22 protein-coding genes are annotated in these 23,342 nt (G+C 74.6%); 15 read left to right on the top strand and 7 right to left on the bottom strand.

Going from position 1 to position 23,342, the window contains the following annotated elements:
• The first annotated feature begins 13 nt into the window (after nucleotides 1–13).
• The gene (gene infB, locus K0V08_RS06600; protein ID WP_079534498.1) at nucleotides 14–2,848 is read left to right on the top strand and encodes a translation initiation factor IF-2; all 2,835 of its coding nucleotides are present in this window, start codon (nucleotides 14–16) and stop codon (nucleotides 2,846–2,848) included.
• A 230-nt stretch (nucleotides 2,849–3,078) separates the two neighbouring features.
• Nucleotides 3,079–3,579 (top strand): 30S ribosome-binding factor RbfA, encoded by a 501-nt coding sequence (gene rbfA, locus K0V08_RS06595; protein WP_012038838.1) that lies wholly within the window; start codon nucleotides 3,079–3,081, stop codon nucleotides 3,577–3,579.
• A gap of 44 nt (nucleotides 3,580–3,623) precedes the next feature.
• Here rbfA and K0V08_RS06590 read toward each other — a convergent pair whose 3' ends face one another.
• The gene (locus K0V08_RS06590) at nucleotides 3,624–4,502 is read right to left on the bottom strand and encodes an HhH-GPD family protein (RefSeq protein ID WP_079534500.1); all 879 of its coding nucleotides are present in this window, start codon (nucleotides 4,500–4,502) and stop codon (nucleotides 3,624–3,626) included.
• A 38-nt stretch (nucleotides 4,503–4,540) separates the two neighbouring features.
• Between K0V08_RS06590 and K0V08_RS06585 the strand changes: the two genes are divergently transcribed.
• A complete protein-coding gene (locus K0V08_RS06585; protein ID WP_079534502.1) occupies nucleotides 4,541–5,107 on the top strand; it encodes a nucleoside/nucleotide kinase family protein in 567 nt (188 codons plus the stop codon).
• Between the two features lie 49 nt (nucleotides 5,108–5,156).
• Here the strand turns inward: K0V08_RS06585 and K0V08_RS06580 are convergent, their stop codons facing one another.
• Nucleotides 5,157–6,152: a ketopantoate reductase family protein gene (locus tag K0V08_RS06580; RefSeq protein WP_079534504.1), complete on the bottom strand. Its 996-nt coding sequence runs from the start codon at nucleotides 6,150–6,152 to the stop codon at nucleotides 5,157–5,159.
• 86 nt (nucleotides 6,153–6,238) lie between these two features.
• Here K0V08_RS06580 and truB point away from each other — a divergent pair, with 86 nt between their 5' ends.
• The 4 genes from truB to K0V08_RS06560 are packed head-to-tail and all read left to right on the top strand — an operon-like array spanning nucleotide 6,239 to nucleotide 8,997.
• On the top strand, nucleotides 6,239–7,198 hold the full coding sequence (gene truB, locus K0V08_RS06575) for a tRNA pseudouridine(55) synthase TruB (protein WP_079534506.1): 960 nt from the start codon (nucleotides 6,239–6,241) through the stop codon (nucleotides 7,196–7,198).
• A complete protein-coding gene (locus K0V08_RS06570) occupies nucleotides 7,195–7,563 on the top strand; it encodes a hypothetical protein (RefSeq protein WP_079534508.1) in 369 nt (122 codons plus the stop codon). Before truB ends, K0V08_RS06570 begins: the two co-directional genes overlap by 4 nt.
• Nucleotides 7,564–7,600: 37 nt before the next feature.
• Nucleotides 7,601–8,062, top strand: a complete 462-nt coding sequence (locus tag K0V08_RS06565) for a hypothetical protein (RefSeq protein ID WP_012038832.1) — start codon at nucleotides 7,601–7,603, stop codon at nucleotides 8,060–8,062.
• Nucleotides 8,063–8,064: 2 nt separating this feature from the next.
• Nucleotides 8,065–8,997, top strand: coding sequence for a bifunctional riboflavin kinase/FAD synthetase (locus K0V08_RS06560; protein ID WP_012038831.1), 933 nt, complete (start codon nucleotides 8,065–8,067; stop codon nucleotides 8,995–8,997).
• Here the strand turns inward: K0V08_RS06560 and K0V08_RS06555 are convergent.
• Nucleotides 8,994–9,680: a maleylpyruvate isomerase family mycothiol-dependent enzyme gene (locus K0V08_RS06555; protein WP_012038830.1), complete on the bottom strand. Its 687-nt coding sequence runs from the start codon at nucleotides 9,678–9,680 to the stop codon at nucleotides 8,994–8,996. The two genes, K0V08_RS06560 and K0V08_RS06555, sit on opposite strands and share 4 nt — an antisense overlap.
• 37 nt (nucleotides 9,681–9,717) lie before the next feature.
• Here K0V08_RS06555 and K0V08_RS06550 point away from each other — a divergent pair, with 37 nt between their 5' ends.
• Both K0V08_RS06550 and K0V08_RS06545 read left to right on the top strand, forming a co-directional pair.
• The gene (locus K0V08_RS06550) at nucleotides 9,718–10,980 is read left to right on the top strand and encodes an MFS transporter (protein ID WP_227266495.1); all 1,263 of its coding nucleotides are present in this window, start codon (nucleotides 9,718–9,720) and stop codon (nucleotides 10,978–10,980) included.
• Nucleotides 10,981–11,108: 128 nt separating this feature from the next.
• Nucleotides 11,109–12,710 carry a PHP domain-containing protein gene (locus K0V08_RS06545; protein WP_079534512.1) on the top strand — a complete coding sequence of 534 codons (1,602 nt, stop codon included), beginning with the start codon at nucleotides 11,109–11,111 and terminating at the stop codon, nucleotides 12,708–12,710.
• Nucleotides 12,711–12,762: 52 nt separating this feature from the next.
• Here the strand turns inward: K0V08_RS06545 and K0V08_RS06540 are convergent, their stop codons facing one another.
• Entirely contained in the window at nucleotides 12,763–13,701 is a 939-nt protein-coding gene (locus K0V08_RS06540) for an ROK family protein (protein ID WP_079534514.1), read from the bottom strand.
• Nucleotides 13,702–13,880: 179 nt separating this feature from the next.
• Between K0V08_RS06540 and K0V08_RS06535 the strand changes: the two genes are divergently transcribed.
• The 4 genes from K0V08_RS06535 (at nucleotide 13,881) to K0V08_RS06520 (ending at nucleotide 17,356) form a co-directional block, all read left to right on the top strand.
• Entirely contained in the window at nucleotides 13,881–14,642 is a 762-nt protein-coding gene (locus K0V08_RS06535; protein WP_012038826.1) for an SRPBCC family protein, read from the top strand.
• Between the two features lie 73 nt (nucleotides 14,643–14,715).
• Nucleotides 14,716–16,242 (top strand): SDR family oxidoreductase, encoded by a 1,527-nt coding sequence (locus tag K0V08_RS06530; protein ID WP_079534516.1) that lies wholly within the window; start codon nucleotides 14,716–14,718, stop codon nucleotides 16,240–16,242.
• Nucleotides 16,239–16,688 (top strand): hypothetical protein, encoded by a 450-nt coding sequence (locus K0V08_RS06525; RefSeq protein ID WP_079534518.1) that lies wholly within the window; start codon nucleotides 16,239–16,241, stop codon nucleotides 16,686–16,688. Before K0V08_RS06530 ends, K0V08_RS06525 begins: the two co-directional genes overlap by 4 nt.
• Before the next feature lie 68 nt (nucleotides 16,689–16,756).
• A complete protein-coding gene (locus K0V08_RS06520; RefSeq protein ID WP_227324579.1) occupies nucleotides 16,757–17,356 on the top strand; it encodes a GDSL-type esterase/lipase family protein in 600 nt (199 codons plus the stop codon).
• On the opposite strand, the gene K0V08_RS06515 is transcribed toward K0V08_RS06520, so the two are convergent.
• Nucleotides 17,353–18,249: a TetR/AcrR family transcriptional regulator gene (locus K0V08_RS06515; protein ID WP_079534522.1), complete on the bottom strand. Its 897-nt coding sequence runs from the start codon at nucleotides 18,247–18,249 to the stop codon at nucleotides 17,353–17,355. The two genes, K0V08_RS06520 and K0V08_RS06515, sit on opposite strands and share 4 nt — an antisense overlap.
• Nucleotides 18,250–18,388: 139 nt before the next feature.
• Here K0V08_RS06515 and K0V08_RS06510 point away from each other — a divergent pair, with 139 nt between their 5' ends.
• The gene (locus K0V08_RS06510) at nucleotides 18,389–20,530 is read left to right on the top strand and encodes a S9 family peptidase (protein WP_079534524.1); all 2,142 of its coding nucleotides are present in this window, start codon (nucleotides 18,389–18,391) and stop codon (nucleotides 20,528–20,530) included.
• Here K0V08_RS06510 and K0V08_RS06505 read toward each other — a convergent pair.
• A complete protein-coding gene (locus K0V08_RS06505) occupies nucleotides 20,527–21,447 on the bottom strand; it encodes a LysR family transcriptional regulator (protein ID WP_079534525.1) in 921 nt (306 codons plus the stop codon). The two genes, K0V08_RS06510 and K0V08_RS06505, sit on opposite strands and share 4 nt — an antisense overlap.
• Nucleotides 21,448–21,590: 143 nt before the next feature.
• Between K0V08_RS06505 and K0V08_RS06500 the strand changes: the two genes are divergently transcribed.
• Entirely contained in the window at nucleotides 21,591–22,553 is a 963-nt protein-coding gene (locus K0V08_RS06500; RefSeq protein WP_079534527.1) for an NADP-dependent oxidoreductase, read from the top strand.
• Here the strand turns inward: K0V08_RS06500 and K0V08_RS06495 are convergent.
• Nucleotides 22,550–23,281 carry a DUF1684 domain-containing protein gene (locus tag K0V08_RS06495; protein WP_079534529.1) on the bottom strand — a complete coding sequence of 244 codons (732 nt, stop codon included), beginning with the start codon at nucleotides 23,279–23,281 and terminating at the stop codon, nucleotides 22,550–22,552. The genes K0V08_RS06500 and K0V08_RS06495 overlap by 4 nt on opposite strands.
• Nucleotides 23,282–23,342 lie beyond the last annotated feature (61 nt).

Raw genomic sequence — 23,342 nt, 5'->3', positions numbered from 1 at the left:
AGACAGGAGAACAGTGGCAAAACCACGCGTACACGAGATCGCCGCCGAGATCGGCGTCGACAGCAAGACCGCACTCGCCAAGCTCAAGGAGATGGGCGAGTTCGTCAAGGGACCGTCGTCGAGCATCGAGCCCCCCGTGGCCCGCAAGCTCAAGGCGGCCCTCGAGGCCGCCGGCCTCACCGGACAGGCAGCGGCACCCGCCGCGGCCCCCTCGTCCGCCCCGCGACCCGGAGCCCGTTCGTCGGCTCCCAAGCCGGGCGGCCGTCCCACCCCCGGCCCGCAGCCCACCGCCGCTCCCGAGGTCGAGGCGACCGAGGCGTCCGACGTCCCGGTCCCGGCGAAGCCGCTGACCGTAGCGGAGCGCCAGGCCCAGGCCGAGGCGAGCCGCAAGGCCGCCGCGGAGGAGAAGGCGCAGGCCGAGAAGTCGGCCGCGTCCGCCACCCCCGACGCCCCGGCCGCCGAGACCCCGAGCGCCCCGCGCCCGGACGCCGGCAGCGCGCCGGCACCCTCGAACGGCATCCCGCGTCCCGGGATCCCGCGTCCGGCGGCCCCGCGCCCCGGCAACAACCCCTTCGCGAGCAACCAGGGCATGGGCACCAAGCCCCGCCCGGGCAACAACCCCTTCGCGAGCAACCAGGGCATGGGCCAGCGCCCCGCCGCGGGAGCCGCAGGCCCCCGTCCGGCCGCTCCCCGTCCCGGATCCCCCCGCCCCGGCGCCCCGCGCCCCGGCGGCGTCGGCCAGGGCGCGCGCCCGGCCGGCTTCGGCCAGCGCCCCGCGGGCGCGGGTCGTCCCGGCGGCGCACCCGGCGGAGCGGGACGCCCCGGCGCCCCCGCGGCCGGCGGCTTCCAGCGTCCGGCCGGCGGCTTCGCCGGTCGTCCCGGCGGCGGCGGACGTGGTCGCGGCCCCGGCGGCGGCACCGCCGGTGCCTTCGGGCGCGGCGGCGGCAAGAGCAAGTCGCGCAAGTCGAAGCGGACGAAGAGGGCCGAGTTCGAGCTGCGCGAGGCCCCGTCGCTGGGTGGCGTCAGCGTCCCCCGCGGCGACGGCAACACCATCGTCCGCCTGCGTCGTGGCGCGTCCATCTCGGACTTCGCCGACAAGATCGACGCGAGCCCCGGCAACCTGGTGACCGTGCTGTTCCACCTCGGTGAGATGGCCACGGCGACCGAGTCGCTCGACGAGGCCACCTTCGAGGTGCTCGGCACCGAGCTCGGCTACAAGATCCAGGTCGTCTCCCCGGAGGACGAGGACCGCGAGCTGCTCGAGGGCTTCGACATCGACCTCGACCAGGAGCTCGAGGACGAGGACGACGACGTGCTGGAGATCCGGCCCCCCGTCGTCACCGTCATGGGCCACGTCGACCACGGAAAGACCCGTCTGCTCGACGCCATCCGCAACGCCAACGTCATCGAGGGCGAAGCGGGCGGCATCACGCAGCACATCGGCGCGTACCAGGTCTGGGCGCCGCACGAGGGCTACGAGCGCGCCATCACCTTCATCGACACCCCGGGCCACGAGGCGTTCACCGCCATGCGCGCCCGTGGTGCGCAGGTCACCGACATCGCGATCCTCGTGGTCGCGGCCGACGACGGCATCATGCCGCAGACGGTGGAGGCCCTGAACCACGCCCAGGCGGCGAACGTGCCGATCGTGGTCGCGGTCAACAAGGTCGACAAGGAGGGGGCCAACCCCGCCAAGGTGCGCCAGCAGCTCACCGAGTACGGCCTGGTCGCCGAGGAGTACGGCGGAGACGTCATGTTCGTCGACGTCTCGGCGCTCACCGGCAAGGGCGTGGAGGACCTCCTCGAGGCCGTCCTGCTCACCGCCGACGCCGGGCTCGACCTGCGCAGCAACCCGAACAAGGACGCGCGCGGCGTGGCCATCGAGGCCCGCCTCGACAAGGGCCGCGGTGCGGTCGCGACCGTCCTCATCCAGTCGGGCACGCTCCGCGTGGGCGACGCCATCGTCGCGGGCACGGCTTACGGCCGCGTCCGGGCGATGATGGACGAGAACGGCGACGCGGTCCACGAGGCCTACCCCTCGCGGCCCGTCCAGGTCCAGGGCCTCTCGTCGGTCCCCGGCGCGGGCGACACCTTCCTCGTCACCGAGGAGGACCGCACCGCCCGTCAGATCGCCGAGAAGCGCGAGGCCGTCGAGCGCAACGCCCAGCTGGCCAAGGCCCGCAAGCGCATCAGCCTCGAGGACTTCACGCGTGCGCTGGAGGAGGGCAAGGTCGAGTCGCTCAACCTCATCATCAAGGGCGACGTGTCCGGTGCCGTCGAGGCGCTGGAGGAGTCGCTCATGAAGATCGAGGTGGACGACTCCGTGCAGCTGCGGATCATCCACCGCGGCGTCGGAGCGGTCACCGAGAGCGACGTCAACCTGGCGACGATCGACAACGCGATCATCATCGGGTTCAACGTCCGCCCCGACCCGAAGGCCCGTGCACGTGCGGCGCGCGAGGGCGTCGACATCCGCTTCTACAGCGTCATCTACTCGGCGCTCGAGGAGATCGAGTCGAGCCTCACGGGCATGCTCAAGCCCGAGTTCGAGGAGGTCCAGTCCGGCGTCGCCGAGATCCGCGAGGTGTTCCGTTCCTCCAAGTTCGGCAACATCGCGGGTGTCATCGTCCGCTCGGGCACCATCACCAGGAACGCCAAGGCGCGGGTCATCCGCGACGGCGTGGTGGTGGGCGACAGCCTGGCCATCGAGTCGCTCCGCCGGTTCAAGGACGACGTGTCCGAGGTCCGCACGGACTTCGAGGCGGGCATCGGCCTCGGCAAGTTCAACGACATCCAGATCGGCGACGAGATCGAGACGATCGAGATGAAGGAGAAGCCGCGGGTCTGACCCCGGCCGATCCGGGCCCCGCTCCCCGTCTGGGGAGCGGGGCCCTCACCGTCCCGCCACCCGCGGGGCACCAGCACGAGCCGGGCGCTCACGTCCGGCCGTACCCGCAACCAGCGGGGCACCAGCACGAGCCGGGCGCTCACGTCCGGCCGTACCCGCAACCCGCGGGGCACCAGCACTCCAGCCGGACGAGCACGCCCGGCGAGCAGCGTCACGGAAGGACGTCGACCATGGTCGATCACGCGAGGGCCAGGAAGATGGCCGACCGCATCAAGGAGATCGTCGCGCGCAAGCTCGACCGGGGCATCAAGGACCCGCGGCTCGGCTTCGTGACCGTGACCGACGTGCGCGTCACGGGCGACCTGCAGCACGCCAGCATCTTCTACACGGTCTACGGCACCGACGAGGAGCGCGCCGACACGGCAGCCGCCCTCAAGTCCGCCACCGGCATGCTCCGCAGCGAGGTGGGCAAGAACATCACCGCGCGCCTCACGCCGTCGCTCGAGTTCATCCTCGACGGCGTGCCCGAGAACGCGGCCGCGATCGACGCCCTCCTGGAGGAGGCGCGTCGCCGCGACGCGGACGTGCAGGCGCAGGCGAAGTCCGGCGTCTACGCGGGCGACGAGGACCCGTACGTCAAGCCCCGCGTGATCGGGGAGGACGAGGACGAGGACGACGAGGACGGCGACGACATCGATCGCTCGGCGCCCGGGTACGAGCCCGCGCACTGAGCCACCGCGTCGGCCGGCCGCCTCCGCGCGCCGGCCGCCGCGCGTCAGCTCGGCAGGGCGTACGTGCCGTCGGGCTGGCGCACCGCGAGCCCGTCGGCGAGCAGCCCGTCGAGCGCGCGCCCGCGCTGCACGGGCTCCGGCCACGCGGTCGCGAGGTCGGCCGCGCTCACGGGGGAGTGGCTCGACCGCAGCTCGGCGAGGAGGAGGCCGCGCACCTGGCGGTCGGATCCCTCGAACCGCTTCTGCACCACGCGCGCCGGCCCGTCGTAGGCCGGGTACCCCGCGGCGCGCCAGGCGCACAGGTCGCGGACCGGGCAGTCGTCGCAGCGCGGCGCGCGGGCCGTGCAGATCACCGCTCCGAGCTCCATCGCGCCCGCGTTGAACACGCGCGCCTCCGCGACGTCGTCGGGCAGCTGCGCCTCCATCGCCTGGAGGTCGACGGTCGTGCGCGCCGGTCCGGGGTCGCCCTGGCCGGCGATCGCGCGTGCGAGGACCCGCCGCACGTTGATGTCGACCACGGGGTGCCGATGGCCGAACGCGAACGCCGCCACCGCGCGTGCCGTGTACGGGCCGACGCCGGGGAGGTCGAGCAGGGCATCCACGTCCTGGGGCACCTCGCCGCCGTGCCGCTCGACGATCGCCACCGCGCACGCGTGCAGGTTCAGCGCGCGCCGCGGGTAGCCCAGCCGGCCCCACGCGCGGACGGCCTCGCTGGCGGGCGTCGAGGCGAGGGCCTCGGGCACGGGCCAGCGCGCGAGCCACTCCTCGAGCCGCGGTATGACGCGGACCACGGGCGTCTGCTGCAGCATGAACTCGCTGACGAGGATGCCCCAGGACCCGAACCCCTCGCGCCGCCACGGCAGGTCGCGCGCGTTCTCCCGGAACCACGCGTTCACGTCTCGGGCGAGGGCGGTCTCCGGCATCCGGCCAGCGTACGAGACGATGAGCCTAGGCTCGGCGCATGCCCCTGTACCGCGCCTCCCGCGCCGAGGTCCTCGCCTCGCTCGCGGACGAGTTCCTCCACAACTACGGCCATGGGCGCGCGTTCCTCGCGGTCGACGGCGGGCCGCTCGCGGACCCGAGCGCGTTCGCGCACGACCTCGCGGACGTGCTGCGCGCGGACGGCCGCGGGGCGTACGTCGCCACGGCGGCGGACTTCGCGTCCGACGGCGGCACTCCCGACGCGGACGCCCTCCGCGACGCGCTGGTCCGGCCGTTCCGGAAGGCCGGCGGCGGATTCGCGCTGCGGCCGGACGGCGACGTCGTGACGGACGCCCCCGCCGACGCCGTGCTCATCGTCGCGGGCGACGCCCTGCAGATCCCGGAGCTCCGCGGCCTCTGGAACGCGGTCGTCTACCTGCTGCTGCCCGACGAGCCGCTCGCGACCTCGGGCGGTGACGCCGGATCCGCCGCGCAGGAGGCGCACGCGCGCTACATCCGGCAGGTCAACCCGCGACGGGCGGCGACCATGATCGTGGACGTAACCGACCCCGACCTGCCGCGCCGCGTCTTCGCCGACAGCTGCTGAGGCCTCGCGGCGCCGAGCCGCTCGCCCGCCGACGGACCGGGGGCGGGGATCAGCGCGGCACGAGCCGGGCGAGCTCCGCGGGGGAGATGTGCCGGCCGCTGGCCTCCACGCCGTGCACGAGCTGCACCAGCGCGGCGTTGACGCGCGCGTCCTGCCCGGCGCCGGGCGCGAGGGCCGAGACCGCGCCGTTGAGGTGATCCACCTCGGTGAGGCGGTTGCGGCGGATGCTCTGCAGCGTCGACCCGGGGTTCGGCACCTGCCCCATGTTCCGGGCGAGCGAGACCGGCAGGCGCTCGGCGAAGGGGAGCGGCAGCGACGCGAACAGCCGCAGCCGCCGGTGGGTGAGGCCGCCGAGGCGGCCGAACGTCACCCCGCGCGCGAGGCCCGTGCGGACGGTCTCCTGCATGGCACGCGTGACGATGCGCCGGAGCACGGGCTCGGCGATGACGGCCTGCACGCTGAGGCCGGTGACGGCCGGCACGGCGTTGATTCCGTTGATGACGAGCTTGGTCCACTGGACGCCGCGGAAGTCGGGGGCCACCGTGATCGGCATGACGGGATCCAGGACCTCGCGCACGAGGGCGACGCCGGCGCCGCCCGGGCCGTCCGCTGAGCCGATCTGCATGCCGGCGGGCGACGTGACGGTGACGAGCCCGGGCTCGGTGAGCGACGTCGCCGCGAGCGCGAGCCCGCCGACGACCTGCGAGCGCGGCAGGCACTCGACGCCCATCGTGATCGCGGAGAGGCCGTTCTGCACGACGAGCACGGGGATCCCGCGCAGCCAGCCCGCGTTCTCCGTCATGGCGTCGCGGGCGTCGGCGATCTTGGTGGCGACGATCGCGAGCTCGGGCGGGCGGCCCAGCCGCTCGGCCGCCGCGACGCGCGCGACGTGGTCGCCGTAGCCGCCGGCGAGGCGCAGGCCGCCGTCCTGGATCGCCCGGAGATGCGGGCCGCGCGCGGTGACGTCGACCTCGTGGCCGGCCCGTTCGAGGAGCGCCGCGAGCGTGCCGCCGACCGCGCCAGCACCCAAGACACCGATCCGCACGCGTCCTCCTCCGACGCCCTCGATCCTAGGCCGAGCGCCTCCGAGGGAGCCGGGCGGCGGCCCGAGCACGGCATGATGGTGGGGCCATGGAAACCCCGACCCCCCGCGCCGCGCCCTCCACCGCGAGCGGCCTGCTCCTCATCGACAAGCGCGGGGAGTGGACGAGCCACGACCTCGTCGCCCGCACGCGCCGCCTCGCCGGCACCCGCAAGGTCGGGCACGCGGGCACGCTCGACCCGATGGCGACGGGCCTCATGATCCTCGGCGTGAACAGCTCCACGCGGCTGCTCACCTACCTCGTGGGCCTCGACAAGGAGTACCTGGCGACCATCCGCCTCGGCCGCGCCACCACCACGGACGACCGCGAGGGCGAGGTCGTCTCGCGCGCCGAGCCCGGGCGGATCCGCGACCTCGCTGTCGCCGACGTGGAGCGCGCCGTCGCCGCCCTCCGCGGCACGATCTCCCAGGTGCCGAGCGCCGTGAGTGCCATCAAGGTCGACGGCAAGCGCGCCTACGCACGCGTCCGCGCCGGCGAGGACGTCGAGCTCGCCGCGCGCGAGGTCACCGTCTCCGCGTTCGACGTGCTGCGCTTCGACGCGGTGGAGGCCGAGGAGGGCGAGGAGGACGGCGCGCAGCTCGACCTCGACGTCCGCATCACCTGCTCGTCCGGCACCTACGTGCGGGCGCTCGCGCGCGACCTCGGCCGCGCGCTCGGCGTCGGCGGCCACCTCACCGCGCTCCGCCGCACGCGCGTCGGCCCCTTCCACGTGGACGACGCGGTGTCGATCGACGACATGGTCGTCGCCGACCGCCTCATCCCGCCGGCCGACGCCGCCGCGCGCCTCTTCGACGTGCTGCACCTCACCGAGCAGGAGGCGATCGACCTCGGGCACGGCAAGAAGCTCACGACGCCTGACGAGGCGCCGACGGAGGATCCGCTCGCCGCGGTCGCGCCCGACGGCCGCCTCGTGGGGCTGGTCGGCTTCCGCGGCCGCACCGGCACGTCCATCGTCAACTTCCCGGCCGACGACCGGGGCGCGTCGTGATCGGCTGGTTCACGGTCGCGCAGGTCGCCGTCGCGGTCGTCGCGGGCGTCCTGTGCCTCGTCGTCGGCGCGATCGGGCGGAAGCCGAGCGACCTCACGGTGCTGCCGACCGCGCTCGTCGAGGTGCTGCTCGTGGTGCAGCTCGTCATCGCGATCGTCGCGCCCTCGGTGGGCAACCCGCCGTCAGGCAGCCTCATCGAGTTCTACGCGTACCTGCTGAGCGGTCTCGTGATCCCGCCGCTCGCGGTCCTCTGGGCGCTCGTCGAGCGCACGCGCTGGAGCACGATCATCCTGGGGGCCTCGTGCCTCGCCATCGCGATCATGGTCTACCGGATGGACGTCATCTGGAACGTCCAGTCCGCGTGACCGCCTCTCCCTCGGGTAGGGGATAATCGCAGGTGCCATGACTGACTCCCGTACCTCGCGCATGACCGGCCTCGGACGGGTCCTGGTCTTCTTCTACGGGCTGCTCGCCCTCGCCGCGACGGGCCGCTCGGTCACGCAGATCCTCACCAAGTTCGACGAGGCGCCCGTCGCGTACGCGCTCTCCGCGCTCGCCGCCGTGGTCTACATCGTCGCGACCGTCGCCCTGGTCGCGCCGGCGCGCACCCCGGAGGCCGCGCGCCGCTGGTACCGCATCGCGTTCGCCACGATCGCGTTCGAGCTCGTGGGCGTCCTCGTCGTGGGCACGCTGAGCCTCGTCGACTCCCAGCTCTTCCCGCACGACAGCGTCTGGTCGGTCTACGGCTACGGCTACGTGTTCATCCCGCTCGTGCTGCCCGTGCTCGGCCTGCTGTGGCTCCGCCGCGGCGGTCGCTCGCGCGTGAGCGCCGTTGACGAGCGCCCCGTGCGCGGGGACCGCTGACCGTGCTCGTCGTCCACGACCCGGCCGGCGTGCCGGGCGGCTTCGGGCCGAGCGCCGTGACCATCGGCAAGTTCGACGGCGTCCACGCCGGCCACCGCGCGGTGATCCGGCGCCTCCTCGGAATCGCGGCCGACGAGGGCCTGTCGTCCGCCGTCGTCACGTTCGACCGCCACCCGGCCGCGCTCCTCGCGCCCGCCGCGCGGCCGCAGAGCCTCGTGAGCAACCGGCAGAAGATCGAGCTGCTCGCCGAGCTCGGGGTCGACGCGACCCTCATGCTCCCGTTCGACGAGCGCCTCCAGCGCCTCAGCCCGGAGGAGTTCGTCCGCACGGTGCTGGTCGACGCCCTCCGCGCCCGCGTCGTGCTCGTGGGCGAGGACTTCCGCTTCGGCGCGCAGGGCGCGGGCGACGCCGCCACGCTCACGCGCCTGGGCGAGGCGCACGGCTTCCGCACGGTCGTCGTCGGCGACGTCATGCCCGACGGCAGCCGGAAGGTCTCGTCCACGTGGATCCGGGACCTCATGGACCGCGGCGACGTCGAGGCCGCCGCCGAGCTGCTCGGTCGGGCGCCCGCCGTCCGGGGCGACGTCGTGCACGGCGAGAAGCGCGGCCGCGAGCTCGGCTTCCCCACCGCGAACCTGTCGCCGGAGGCCGAGGGCCTCATCCCCGCGGACGGCGTCTACGCGGGCTGGCTGCGCGACGGCGACCGCACCTACCCGTCCGCCATCTCGGTCGGCACCAACCCGACCTTCGCGGGCGTCCGGCCGCGCGTCGTCGAGGCGTTCGTGCTCGACGAGACGCTCGACCTCTACGACCACGAGGTGGAGGTCGTGTTCGTCGCGCGGATCCGCGGCATGGTCGCCTACGAGGGGCGCGAGCCGCTCATCGCGCAGATGACGGACGACGTGGTGCGCACGCGCGGGGTGCTGGGGATCTAGGCGTCGCCCGCGGGCCGCTCCGCGTCGCCCTCGGGGCGGGGCGTGCGGCCGAAGAGGTACATGACGAGCGTCGACGCGGTCGCCTCGATCACCGGCCCGTGGCCCACGCTCCAGCCGGCGTCCGACGCGCGCAGCGTGCGGGCCCGGAGCACCCCGCGGATCTGCGCGGGCGCGATCGCGGCGCGCGCCACGGCGACGGCGCCGGTCGCGCGGTGGTCGAGCTCGAGGTCCGCCTTCAGCGCGTGCGCGATGTCGAACGCGTGCACGACCACCTCGAGCAGCTCCGGCAGGCGCTTGCGGCCCTTGCCCGCGCGCTTGTCGGCGGCGATGGCGCGGATCCGGGCGACGAGGTCCTCGGGGGAGCGGGCGGCCTCGTCGGCGCTGAGGTCGTCCATCACGTGCATGGGGTTGAGGTGCGGGCGGCGGCGCATCGACCCCACGGCCGTGCGCACCATGGCGGCGTTGCTCGCGCCGACCCGCCAGACGATGTGCCCGGCGACGTCGCGCACGGTCCAGCCGTCGCACATGCTCGCCGCCTCCCAGCCGTCGGCGTCGAGCGACGCGAGGAGGTCGGCGGTGCGGTCCAGCACGTCCGCGATCTCCGCGCTCCAGACGCCGGTGACCTTCGCCTCGGGCTCGGTCGCGCGCTGGCTGAGGGGCAGGTGCCGGGAGATCTCGCTCATGGCCGAGAGCCTATTCCGGCCGCCGTAGAATCTGGTGGTGACGACGACTCCCGCAGCTCCCCGCGCGGGCGCGCTCCTCGCCCTGGTCGGCATCGTGCTGGTCGCCCTCAATCTCCGCACGGCCGTGGCCGTGTTCTCGCCGATCGTCGACCAGATCGGCCGCGACGTGCCGCTCGACAGCGTCTCGATCGGCGTGCTCGGCGCCCTGCCGCCCGTCTGCTTCGCGCTGTTCGGCCTGCTCGCGCCCGCCATCTCGCGCCGCCTCGGCCTCGAGCTCACCGTGGTGGTGGGCCTCGTCGCGATGGTCGTCGGGCACCTGCTGCGCGCCGGATCCGACACCGTGGTCGTCTTCGGCGTCGGCACGATCCTGTCGCTCGCGGGCATGGGGCTCGGCAACGTGCTCCTGCCGCCGCTCGTGAAGAAGTACTTCCCCGGCCGCATCGGGCCGCTCACCTCGCTCACCACCGTGATGCTGTCGATCAGCACGGGAGTGCCGTCGCTCGTCGCCGCGCCCCTGGCCGACAGCGCGGGATGGCGCGTGGCGATCGGTGCCTGGGCCGCGATCGCGGTCGTGGCGCTCGTGCCGTGGATCGCGCTGCTGGTGAACCACCGCCGCGACACCCGGCGCGAGCGCGCCGCAGCGGCCGCGGCCGACCAGGTGGAGGAGGCACCCGCCGCCGTCACGGGCCGTGTGTTCCGCTCGCCGGTCGCGTGGGCGCTCGTGGGGATCCAGTCCGCCTCGTCGTTCAACGCGTACGCCATGTTCGCGTGGCTGCCCGCCCTCCTGCAGGACACCGCGGGGCAGACTCCCGTCGCGTCGGGCGCGCTGCTCGCGGTGTTCGGGTTCATGGGGCTGCCGGCGGCCATCGTCATGCCGATCCTCGCCGCCCGCATGAGGAACGTCGGCATCCTGATCCAGGTCGGCGTGCTCTTCTTCGTCGTCGGCTACGTCGGCCTCCTGGTCGCGCCGGCCGCCGCTCCGCTCCTCTGGGTCGCCGCCGCCGGATCCGGCCCGCTGCTGTTCCCGCTCGTCTTCGTGCTCATCAACCTGCGCACGCGCACGCACGGGGGAGTGGTCGCGCTCAGCGGCTTCGTCCAGGGCATCGGCTACTCGATCGGCGCGATCGGACCCCTGCTGTTCGGCGTGCTGCACGAGCTGTCCGGCGGCTGGACCGTGCCGCTGATCATGCTGTTCGTGATGGTCGCGGTGGCGTCCGCGTCGGGCTTCTACCTCGCCCGGCCGCGCATGCTCGAGGACACCTGGGACCGCGCGCCCCGCGAGGCCGCGCGCGAGGGCTGACGCGCGAGGGGTCGCGTCGCGCGCTCCGTTCACCTCCCGACAGCCCGCCGTCCATCCGGGGTCCATCGCCCGTCGCATTGATTCGGCACCGTAGGAAATCCAGGCGCACGGCGACACGGAGGACACGGATGACGAACGACGCACGCACGACGGTGAGCCGCAGGGGCTTGCTCCAGACCGGTGCGGTGGTCGGAGCCGGCGCCGCCATCGCCGCTCTCGGACCCGCACCCGCCGCCCGCGCCGCCGGGGCGCCCGCCAAGGTCGGCGGCTACCTCTGGCTCGAGGGCGACCACCACGTCCACACGCTCTTCAGCAACGACGGCAAGTACCGCGTCCGCGACCACATCCGCCAGGCCGTCGCCAACGGCGTGCAGTGGATCGTGCTCACCGACCACGGCAACACGGCGCACTCCACGAAGGGCAGCGTCGATGCGATCGTGCCGTTCATCGAGGAGGCGCGGAAGGAGTTCGGCTCCGACATCGTGATCTTCCACGGCCTCGAGTGGAACATCCCGGGCGCCGAGCACGCGACCGTGTTCGTGCACCCGCAGGGCGACGCGGTCGGCGTCCTCACGGAGATCGAGGACCGCTGGGACGCCCGCGTGAAGGGCACCCGCGACGGCACCCCGGCGAACGAGGCGCTCGCGCTCGAGGGGATCCGCTTCCTCGACCAGGCCGTCGCCTCGCGCCGCGTGAAGGACGCCGTGATGCTCCCCAACCACCCGTCGCGCCAGGGCATCGACTCGCCGCACGAGCTGCGCGCGTGGCAGGACGCCGGCCCGCGCGTGGTCCTCGGCATGGAGGGCGCGCCCGGCCACCAGGCGGGCGGTCTGCCGTCCCCGCACAGCACGGCCGGCGGGCGCGGCCTCTACGGCAACTCCCGCGGCACGTACTCCTTCCCCGGGTACCCGGCCGAGTCGTACCGCACCTGGGGCGGCTTCGACTGGGTCACGGCCACGGTCGGCGGCGTCTGGGACTCGATGCTCGCCGAGGGGCGGCACTTCGTCGTCACGGCCACGAGCGACAGCCACAACGTCTACCTCGACACCACCGAGGTCGGCCCGGGCAGCGACTACGAGCGCGACGGCCGCATGGTGGATCCCGTCTACCGCGGCGGCGTCGACACCGACGAGAACGACTTCTGGCCGGGCCACTACAGCCGCACGCACGTCGGCGCGGTCCGCCAGGACCACACCTCCGTGCTCGACGCGATCCGCGCCGGCCGCGTGTGGGTGGACCACGGCGGCCTCGTCGACTCGATCGACGCGCGCCTCGTCCTCGAGCGCGGCCGCACGATCCCGCTGGGCGGGACGCTCATCGGCAAGCGCGACCGCAGGGTGACGGTGACGGCCGACATCATGACGGCCTCGCGCCCGAACCGCGCCGGCTTCGTGCCGGAGCTCGCGCGCGTGGACGTGATCGTCGGCCGGATCGACGGCCCCGCCGCCGACCGCGACTCCATGACCGCGCCCGCCACGCGCGTGGTCGCGCAGCTCCCGGTGTCCCGCCTCACGGCGATCCCGGGCGGCTACCGCCTGTCGCAGGAGATCGCCGTGCCCGGCGACCGCTTCTACGTGCGCCTGCGCGGCACCGACGGCAAGCGCCAGCAGCCCGGCTTCCTCGGCGCGGCGATCGACCCGGCCGGCCCCGCGATCGACGTGCTGGGCGACGCGGACCCGTGGGAGGACCTCTGGTTCTACACGAGCCCGCTCTACGCCGAGCTGTCCTAGCCGCGGACGCGTGAGGCCGGCGCCGACCCGACGGGTCGGCGCCGGCGTCGCGTCAGGAGCTCGGGACCATCTCCCGGCGGTGCACGAGCGCGCCCGCGCCGATGATCGGGCCGTCCGCCGAGAGGCCGGAGGGCACGACGCGCGTCTTGGTCACGAAGCCGAACTGCTCGCGGAGGGCGATGGGCTCGCGGATCATGTCGAAGAGGTCGGGCGTGACGCGGCTGAACCCGCCGCCGATCGCCACGACGTCGAGGTCCACGAGCGAGCTGGCGGACGCGATGGCGCGGCCGATGGCGAGGCCCGCGCGACGGACAGCCGCGACGGCCGTCTCGTCGCCGTCGCGGTAGGAGGCCGCGAGGTCCTCGCCGGTGGATCCCGTCCAGCCCTGCGCGCGCGCCCACGCGACGCTCTTCGGCCCCGACGCGATGGCCTCGACGCACCCCTGGCCGCCGCACGTGCACGGGTCGTCGAACCCGGCGACCTCGACGTGGCCGATGTGGCCGGCGTTGCCCGTGGATCCCGCCGCGGTGCGGCCGCCGAGCACGAGCCCGCCGCCGATCCCGGTGGAGACGATCATGCCCATCACGTGGTCGTGGCCCCTGCCGGCGCCGACCCAGTGCTCGGCGAGGGTGATGGCGAGGCCGTCCATCTGCAGCGTGGTGGGCACGTCGGGCGTGAGCTCGGCCAGGCGGTCGCGCAGCGGGTAGTCGCGCCAGGCGGGCACGTTGAGCGGCGAGACAAGGCCGTGCGGCACGTCGACCGGGCCGGCGGCGGCGAGGCCCGTGCCGACGAGCTCGGCGTCGTCGGGCAGGGCGGCGAGCGCCTGGCGGGCGACGCCGAGGACGGCGTCGAGCAGCTCGTCGGCGGAGCGCTCGGGGCCCGTCGGCCCGCGGAATCGGCTGCCCTCGAGCACGCGGCCCGCGTCGTCCACGAGCGCGGACTCGACCTTGGTGCCGCCGAAGTCGACGGCGAGCGCGAGCGTGCGAGGCATCTTCGTCCTGTCCCGGTCCCGGATCCGCCCGTCGACCGGCGTCCAGGATACGGGCGGTGGGCGGGCCGCCCGCGGGACGCGCGGCCCGCCGTCCGCATCGGCATCCGCCGTGCGTACCATGCCCTGACATCTGTGAGGAATTCACGGACCGGCCGGCGGTCCGCGCCTAGGCTCGCCACGTGGATCCCGATCACACCCCCGGACAGGCCCCGCGCGAGGCGTCCGACCCGCGCGCCGAGAACCCGATGCCCTCCCGGCGCGGCGGTGCCCCCGCCCTCGAGCACACCGATGCCGCCGAGGCGCGCCTCGCCTCCCGCGAGCTCGACGAGGGCATGCCCGCCTCCGCCGGCCTCGACGACGGGCGCGCGCACGAGCGCGCGCGCTTCCCCGCCCTGCCCGGCGCCGTCCTCTCCGAGGCCCGCGCGTCCACCGTCTTCCTCCCGTACGAGTTCGTCTTCCGCCGGCTCATCGACCTGCCGGCGCTCATCGTGTGGGACGCGGTCTCCGACGCCGACATGGTCTCCGGCTGGCTCGCGGAGGCGTCCATCGAGCAGGAGGACGGCGGCGACTTCTGGTTCGAGTGGATGACGGTGCCCGATCGCAGCCTCGCCTCCGCGTCCGGCGGCACGGTCACGCGCTTCGAGGAGGGGCGGGCGATCGACTACACGTTCGTGCACGAGGGCGAGGTCACGGCGCGCTTCCTCCTCCGCCTCCAGGAGGTGGCCGGCGGTCCGCGCGACCGGCAGACGGAGCTCGGCGTCACGGTCTCCGGCTTCATGCCCGCGGGCATCGCGAACGTGATCAAGGCCAGCTGGCGCCTGCACCTCGACCTGCTCGAGGACCTCGTCCACGGCCGCCCCGTCGACTGGTCGACGTGCGAGGCCGAGCACGGCCCCACCTGGCGCCGGTACCTCGCCGAGCTCGAGTCCGCCGAGGGCTGATCCGCGGGCGGCGTCCACCGCCCGTCCCGGCTCCTGGGAGCCGCTTGCCAGGCTGATTGCCTAGCGTGAGGGAATGACATCGCCGAGCGCCGCCTCCCGTCTCGCCCTCGTGACCGGAGCGACGGGCTACATCGGCGGTCGGCTCGTGCCCCGTCTCCTCGAGGCCGGCTTCCGGGTGCGCGTGCTCGTGCGGGATCCCCGGCGCCTCACCGACGTGCCCTGGCGCGACGACGTGGAGGTGGTGCGCGGCGACCTCGCCGACGCCGCGACGCTCGGGCCCGCGGTCGACGGCGTCGACGTCCTCTACTACCTCGTGCACGGCATGGGATCCAAGGGCGACTTCGCGTCGTCGGAGCGCGCCTCCGCCGAGCACGTCGCGACCGCCGCGAAGGCCGCGGGCGTGGGCCGCATCGTGTACCTCGGCGGTCTCCACCCCGACACCCCTGAGCTCTCGAAGCACCTCGCGAGCCGCAAGGCCGTCGGCGACGTGCTCCTCGCGAGCGGCGTGCCGACCATCGCGCTGCAGGCGGGCGTGGTCATCGGATCCGGCTCCACGTCGTTCGAGATGATCCGCCACCTCACCGAGGTCCTGCCCTTCATGCCCGCGCCCGGATGGGTCCGCAACTTCATCCAGCCCATCGCGATCCGCGACGTCCTCTACTACCTCGTCGCCGCGGCCGACCTGCCCGCCGACCTCAACCGCACCTTCGACATCGGCGGGCCCGACGTGCTCCGCTACGGCCAGATGATGAACGGCTACGCGGTCGAGGCCTGCCTGCCGCAGCGGCCCATCGCGTCCATCCCGGTCTTCGCCCCGCGCCTCGCCGCGCACTGGGTCAACGTCGTCACGCCGATCCCGCGGACGCTCGCGGTGCCCATCATCGAGTCGCTGCAGTACGACTGCGTCATGGGCGAGCACGACATCTCGACCTACATCCCGGACCCCGAGGGCGGCCTCACCGGCTACCGCCGCTCCGTGCGCCTCGCGCTCGGCCGGATGCGCGACGGCGTGGTCGAGACCAGCTGGAAGGACTCGGCCGTCGTCGGCGCGCCCAGCGACCTGCTGCCGAGCGACCCCGACTGGTCGGGCCACACGGTGTACCTCGACCTCAAGGAGCGCTCGACCGACGCGGCGCCCGAGGACTTGTGGGCCGTGATCGAGTCGATCGGCGGCGAGAACGGCTGGTACTCGCTGCCCGTCGCCTGGGCCGCGCGCGGCTGGATGGACAAGCTCGTCGGCGGCGTGGGCCTCCGCCGTGGACGCCGCAGCGCGACCACCCTGCAGACCGGCGACGCGCTCGACTTCTGGCGCGTCGAGCACATCGAGCGCGGATCCTCGCTGCGGCTCCGCGCCGAGATGAAGCTGCCCGGCGAGGCCTGGCTCGAGCTGAGCTCCACGCCCCGCGAGGGCGGCGGCAGCGACTACCGGCAGCGCGCGATCTTCTTCCCCTCGGGCCTCGCCGGACGGCTCTACTGGTTCTCGATCCTGCCGTTCCACGGCGTGATATTCACGTCGATGGCCACCCGCATCACCGCGAAGGCGCTCGCCGCGACCACGTCCCGCGAGGCCGGGCGTCCCCGAGAGGGGGCCGCGCGGTGAGCCGGCGGATCGGGGCCCCGCGCATCGGCCTGATCCTCCTGACCCTCGTGGGCATCGCCCTCGCGTCGGCCGGTCTCGCGACCGCCGTGACGATGAGCGTGTCCGCGCCCGTCCAGGCGCGCGCCGACCTCGCGATCATCGCGGGCGACCCGCCCGCCGCCTCGAAGGCGCCCACCGCCACGACCACGCCCGACCCCGCGGCGTCCGAGGCCTGGAAGCCCGTGCCGGTGGACGCGGCCGGGGACCGTCGCATCACCGACCTCACCGACGGCGCCGCCTCGCGCGTCACCATCGACGTCCTCGGCATCCCCCTGAACCCCGGGCAGGCGGGCGCGCTCGTCGCCGTGATCCTGTCCCTCCCGCTCCTCGTCGCGGTCGCCGTCCTCGTGCTCTCGCCGCGCCGGCGCCGCTGGTGGCGCCGGGTGGCGCGTCGACAGCACGGCTGAGGCCGGGCGTCGACCCGGTGACTTCCGCGGGCGCGGGGACCATGATGGGCACGACGAGAGGCGGATCCATGGCACCGCGCGAACGCACGACCGTCCTGCTGGGCGACAGCCTCACGGGGGACGGCGGCTGGGGCGGCATCGTCCCCGGTCCCGACGGCGACGACGGGGCGCCGCGGATCGTGGACCTCGGCCGGGCCGGCCAGACCACGGACGACGTGCTCGCGCTCCTGCCGGAGGTCGTGGCGGCGGAGCCGTCGACGGTCGTGGTCTCCTGCGGCACGCACGACCTGGGCGCCGCGCGCCGCGGTCCCGAGGAGACCGTGCGGGCGCTGGAGACGATCCTCGCGCACCTCCGGCGCGACCTGCCGGCGGCCCGGCTCGTGGTGCTGTCGGTGCCGCCGCGCGGGCGCGAGCACGCCGAGCGGATCCGCGTCGTCAACGTGCACATCCGCCAGTACGCACCGGCGGTCCGGGCCGAGCACGTCGACCTATGGCCCGCCCTCGGCTTCGGCGACGGCGAGCTCGACCCCACGCTCACTGACGACCGGTTGCACCTGACCGACGACGGGGCGGCCGCCGTGCGTGCGGTGCTCGCGCCCGTGCTCGCCGCGCACGATGGCGCCGACGACGCGGGCGACGCTGACGCCGGGGATCCGGCCGGCTCCTAGCGGTCGGTCGCGGCGGGTCCTGCGGAGCGCAGCGCGCCCACTCCCACGAGGATCACGCCGAGCTTGCGCCGCCACCAGTCGCGCGGCGTCGCGGCGGATCCCGTCGCCACCTCGCCCGAGAACCGGGCCGTGACGCGGTCCATCGTGCCGAGGGCGTCGCGCTGGGCCTCCTCCTCGCGCGCGTGCAGCGCGTCCGGGGCGCCCGACGAGTGCGCGGGGCCGCCGCGCCGGGATGCGTGGGGCGCCGCGGCGTCGGCGACGGCCGCGTGGTCGACCGCGATCCCGTCGGCGGCCAGCGCCAGCAGCCCGCGTCCCATGGCGGCCGGCAGGGTGGCGTCGACGATGGGCGACGACGACGCGGGCCTCTCGGCCGCGCCGCCGCCCGCGGCCAGCACGCGCTCCCAGCCGACGTAGGACTCGACCCCGATGTCGAGCACGGTGTCGAGGACCAGCACGGCCTCCGCCTCCGCGAAGCCCATGCGGGTGAGGTCGCGGATCGCCCCGGTGAAGCGCAGGACGACCTGGTCGGGCGCCGTGTCGAGGTGGTGGATGGCGCTCGCGAGGCCCGGGTGCCGGTCGTACATGTCCCAGACGCGCTCGACGGCCTGCTCGAGGTAGGTGCGCCACGAGGTGTCGTCCGGCGACTCGAGCACGGCCGCGGGGGAGTCGGGGACCTCGGGCCAGTCCATGCGCGCGATGGCCGTGTCGCAGGCGAGGAGGACGATGTCGTCCCGGCTGGCGACGTGCCGGTACAGCGTTGAGTGGTCGACGCCCAGGCGGTGCGCGAGCGAGGTGAGGGTGAGCGTGCTGAGGCCGACCTCGAGGGCCGCCTCCGCGATCAGCCGCCGCGAGACGCGCGCGGGCCTCCCGACCCGACCGGCTCGCCGCTCCATGGCGTCGATCCTACCGTGACGGCGCCAGCGATTTGGGTCCAAAGGATCCTGCGACCGGCGGCGCGCGCGGGAGGCGGGACGCGGGTCGGCGCGACGCACGCGGACGACGGCCGGCGCGCCCCGCGGCTAGCGTGGAGGCATGCCCGACACCCCCACCCCCTTCTCCGAGCTCGACGACCTCATCGCCATCCCGCGCCTCGGCGGCCTCGTGCTCTCGCCCGACGGACGCCGCGCGGTGCTCACCGTCACGACCCTCGATGCCGCGCGGACCGGCTACCGCCACGCCCTCTGGGTCGTGCCGGCGGAAGGCGGCGGCGTGCCGCAGCGCCTCACCCGCTCGGCGAAGAGCGAGGCCGGGGCGGCCTTCACCGCGACCGGCGACCTCCTCTTCGTGTCCTCCCGGCCCGACGCCGACGACGCCGACGCGAAGGAGGCCGCCCAGCTGTGGATCCTCCCGGCCGACGGCGGCGAGTCCCGCGCGCTGACCCGCCTCGCCGGCGGCGTGGACGGCATCGCGGCCGTCGCGCGCGACGCGGCCACGGTGGTCCTGCAGGCGCCGCTGCTGCCCGGATCCGGCTCGCTCGAGGCCGATGCCGTGGCCCGGAAGACGCGGTCGGACCTGAAGGTGAACGCGATCCTGCACGAGAGCTACCCCGTGCGCTTCTGGGACCACGACCTCGGCCCGGACGAGCCGCACCTGTTCGCGCTCGACATCGCCGACGCGCTCGCCGAGGAGCCCGCGCGGCCCACGACGGCGGACGCGGCCACCGCGCTCGCCGCGGAGGCCGCGACCGAGGACGGCGGATCCGCGGCCGCGGCCCCCGCCGCCACCGCGCAGCCGTACCCGACCTCCCTGCCGCGTCCGCGCGACCTCACCCCGCGTCCCGGCCGCACGCTCGACCACGCGGCCGCCGCGCTCTCGCCCGACGGCCGCACGCTCGTCGTCGCCGTCGGCGTGAAGGAGCGCCGCGGACACCGGCAGGCGCTCGTGTCGATCGACGTCGCGACCGGGGAGCGCACCACTGTCCTCGACGTGCCCGGCGTCGACCTCGAGATGCCCGCCATCAGCCCCGACGGCGCGCTGCTCGCCTACGTCCGCACCGACCGCGCGACCCCGGCCGCGCCCACTCAGCAGGAGCTCTGGGTGTCGGCGCTCGACGGATCCGACGCCCGCCGCGTCGCCGCGTCCTGGGATCGCTGGCCGTCGTCGCTGCGGTTCGACGCGGACTCGCAGGCTCTCGTCGTCACCGCCGACCAGGGCGGCCGCGGACCCGTGTTCCGGATCGGCCTCGACGGCTCGGTCACGCAGCTCACGACCGACGACCACACCTACACCGACGTGCAGGTCGACCGCGAGACCGGCGACGTGCTCGCGCTCCGCTCCTCGTGGATGGCACCCGCGCACCCCGTGCGCGTGTCGGCGGCCGACGGATCCGTGACGGAGCTCGCGACGCCCGCGCCCGTCCCCGCGACCACCGGCACCATGACCGAGGTGGAGACGACGGCCGCCGACGGCGCGCGCGTGCGCGGCTGGCTGATGCTGCCGGACGGCGCGTCGGCCGATGCGCCCGCGCCGCTGCTGCTGTGGATCCACGGCGGCCCGCTCAACAGCTGGAACGCGTGGAGCTGGCGCTGGACGCCGCAGGTGATGGTGGCGCGCGGCTACGCGGTGCTGCTCCCGGATCCCGCGCTGAGCACCGGCTACGGCCTCGACTTCATCGCGCGCGGCTGGGACGCGTGGGGCGAGGCGCCGTACAGCGACCTCATGTCCATCACCGACGCCGTCGAGGCACGCGACGACATCGACCCGACGCGCACGGCCGCGATGGGAGGCTCGTTCGGCGGCTACATGGCCAACTGGGTCGCGGGCCACACCGACCGCTTCCGCGCGATCGTCAGCCACGCGAGCCTGTGGGCGCTCGACCAGTTCGGGCCCACCACCGACTCGTCGCAGTACTGGCAGAGCATCTTCTCGGCCGAGGGGCTCGACCGGAACTCCCCGCACCACTCGGTGCGCGACATCGTGACGCCCATGCTCGTGATCCACGGCGACCGCGACTACCGCGTGCCCGTCGGCGAGAGCCTGCGCCTCTGGTCGGAGCTCGCGGAGCACCACGCGGCCGACGACGGCACCACCCCGCACCGGTTCCTGGTCTTCCCGGACGAGAACCACTGGGTCCTCAAGCCCCAGCAGTCGGTGGTCTGGTACCGGACGGTGCTCGCGTTCCTCGACCAGCACGTGCACGGTGCGGAGTGGGAGCGGCCCGAGGCGCTCGGCTAGCGGCGGCGCCGCGCGGCCGCGACGTCGACCGCCACGGCGTCGAGCGCGCGACGCAGCCACCGGGAGGCGGGATCCGCGTCCGCGCGGCGGTGCCAGCGCTGGTCGACCTGCACCCCCGGCAGGTCGAACGGCAGCCGGTGCGCCCGGAGCGGCACGCCGCCGTCGATGAGGCGCTCCGTCATGAGCTCGGGGAGCAGGCAGATGGATCCGCTGCCCACCACCATGAGCGCCGCCACCGCGTAGGTGGGCGCGACCGCGACCACGCGTCGCGTCCGCCCCGTGGCCTCGAGGGCGTCGTCGACCGGACCGCGCGCGCGGCCGCGCCGCGACGCCGAGACGTGCGGGTGGGCGGCGAGGTCGTCGAGCGTGAGCGTCGTCTTCCGGCCGAGCGCCGTGCGGGCACCGACGACGGCGACGAAGCGGTCGGCGACGAGCGGCGCGGCGAGCACGTCGGGCGGCGAGGCCACGCGGATCCCCACGTCGAGGTCGAGCGTCCCGTCGCGGAGGGCCTCCGCGTCCTTCGATTCCTGCGGCACGAACCGCAGCAGGACGCCGGGCGCCTCGGCGACCACGCGCTCGGTGAGGGCGGGCGCGAGCACGGGGATCAGCGACTCGTTCATGCGGATGGTGAAGGCGCGGTTCCAGGTGGAGGGGTCGTCGTCCCCGGCGCGGGTGAGGCCGTCTGCCTCGTCGAGGAGGGCGCGGACCGACGCGGCGACGCGCAGCGCGAACGGCGTGGGCACCATGCCGCGACCGGCGCGCACGAGGATCTCGTCGCCCATGCTGACGCGGAGGCGGCCGAGCGCACGGCTGACGGCGGGCGGGGAGAGGGCGAGGCGGGACGCGGCCTCGGTGACGCTGCTCGTCGCGACCAGCGCGTCGAGCACGCGGAGCAGGTTCAGGTCGAGCTGGGCCACGGATCCTCCTTGTTGCGTGCGGTGCAACGCATGCTTACCAGCATTGCACTGGACGCATGGGTCGCGCGACCCGAGACTGGCCGAGGCGCCCGACGCATCCACCCGGATGCGATGGATGCGCCGCCCACGAGAAGGAGCCCGCCATGTCCCGAGCCATCCGACCCCGCCAGCACGGAGGACCCGAGGTCCTCGCCGTCGTCGACGTCCCGACGCCCCGACCCGGAGCCGGGGAGGTCGTCGTGCGCGTCCGCGCGGCGGGCGTCAACCCCATCGACTGGAAGCTCTACGGCGGCGACTTCCACGAGGTCGACGACGACCAGCGCGACGAGGCCGGCCTGACGGAGGAGATGCCGACGCTCGGCCTCGAGTGCGCCGGCGTCGTCGTCGAGGTCGGCGCGGAGGTGCGCGACGTAATCGTCGGCGAGGAGGTCCTCGTCTACCCGGTCACCGCGGCGTACGCGGACCACGTGGTCGCGCCGCCGTCCTCGCTCGTCCGCCGGCCGGCCGCGCTCGGCGAGGAGGAGGCCGCCGGCCTGATGCTGGCCGGCACCACGGCGGCGCACGCGCTGCACGCGGTGGGCGCGGGGGCGGGCGACACCGTGCTCGTCCACGGCGGCTCCGGCGGGGTGGGGCTCATGGCCGTGCAGCTCGCGCGGATCGCGGGTGCCACGGTCGTCGCGACCGCGTCGGAGCGCAACCACGGCGTGCTCCGCGACCTCGGCGCGATCCCCGTCGCGCACGGCGAGGGGTCAGCCGACCGGATCCGCGCGGCGGCGCCGCACGGGATCGACGCGGCCGTCGACACGGTCGGCACGGACGAGGCGCTCGACGTGTCGGTCGCGCTCGTCGCGGGCCGCGGGCGGATCGCGTCGATCACGGGATCCGACCGCCGCGCGGAGGCCGGCATCCGCCTCCTCGGCTACGGCCCCGGCCAGGACGCGGGCACCGGGTACCGGGCGTCCGTGCGCCAGGCGCTGGTCGACCACGCGGGCGCCGGACACCTCCGGGTGCTCATCGCGGGGACCTTCGCCCTGGCCGACGCCGCGGACGCGCACCGCTTCGCCCGCCGGAGCCACGCGCCGGGCAAGGTCGTGCTGCTGCCCTAGGCCTCGTCGCCGTAGACCACCCGGCGCTCGCCCGCGCGCACCGCGGCCGACAGCTTGTTGCCGGCGGGCGGGAGCGGGCAGTTCATCCAGTCGGAGAAGCCGCAGGGCGGGACGACGGCGCGCGTGAAGTCGAGCGTCACGGGTCCGTCGCCGTCGGGGCGGGGGATGAAGAGGAAGCGGCTGGGCGCGTAGCTCTCGCGGCCGGTGGTGGCGTCGGCGAAGACGAGCTGGAGGCGGTCGCCGTCGGCGAAGGCGCTGAGGCGCACCTCCTCGCCCTCGATCTCCACGACGATGTCGCCGGGGACGGGCAGCTCGCGTGTGCGGCCGGCGTCGGCGATGTGCTCGAACGGGATCACGCGGTCGTCGCCGACGCGCTCGAAGCGGCCCTCGAGGATCCACTCGGGCGCGTACGGGTAGACCTCGATGTCCTCGAACGCGCGGTTCTTCGGCGACGCCGAGTCCCAGAGGCGGTAGCCGTGCTCGGGCTCGCCGGTGTCGAGCGAGATGCGCTCGATGCGCGTCAGCTGCACGGTGTCGGGCTGGCCGTCGAGGGCCTCGAGGTCGCTGACCTCCCGGCCGGGCTCGAGCCAGGTCGTCTGGATGAGCGCGAGGCTGCCGAACGGGCTCGTCACGGCGGCGAGTCGGGCGCGGTGCCAGGAGTCGTAGGCAGCGAGGGCGTCGGGGTCGGCGGCGGCGGAGCGGGCGGGATCGGTCGTCGTGTCGGTCACGTGAGGGTCAACGCGCCTGGCGCGGTCGCATTCCCGGAGCGGGCGCCGCGCGGAGGTCGCG

Origin of the sequence: Clavibacter michiganensis, from assembly GCF_021216655.1 — a bacterium.
GTDB classification, from domain to species: Bacteria; Actinomycetota; Actinomycetes; order Actinomycetales; family Microbacteriaceae; genus Clavibacter; species Clavibacter michiganensis.
Note: the sequence above shows the minus strand (reverse complement) of the source record. Positions and strands in the feature narration are given on the sequence as shown.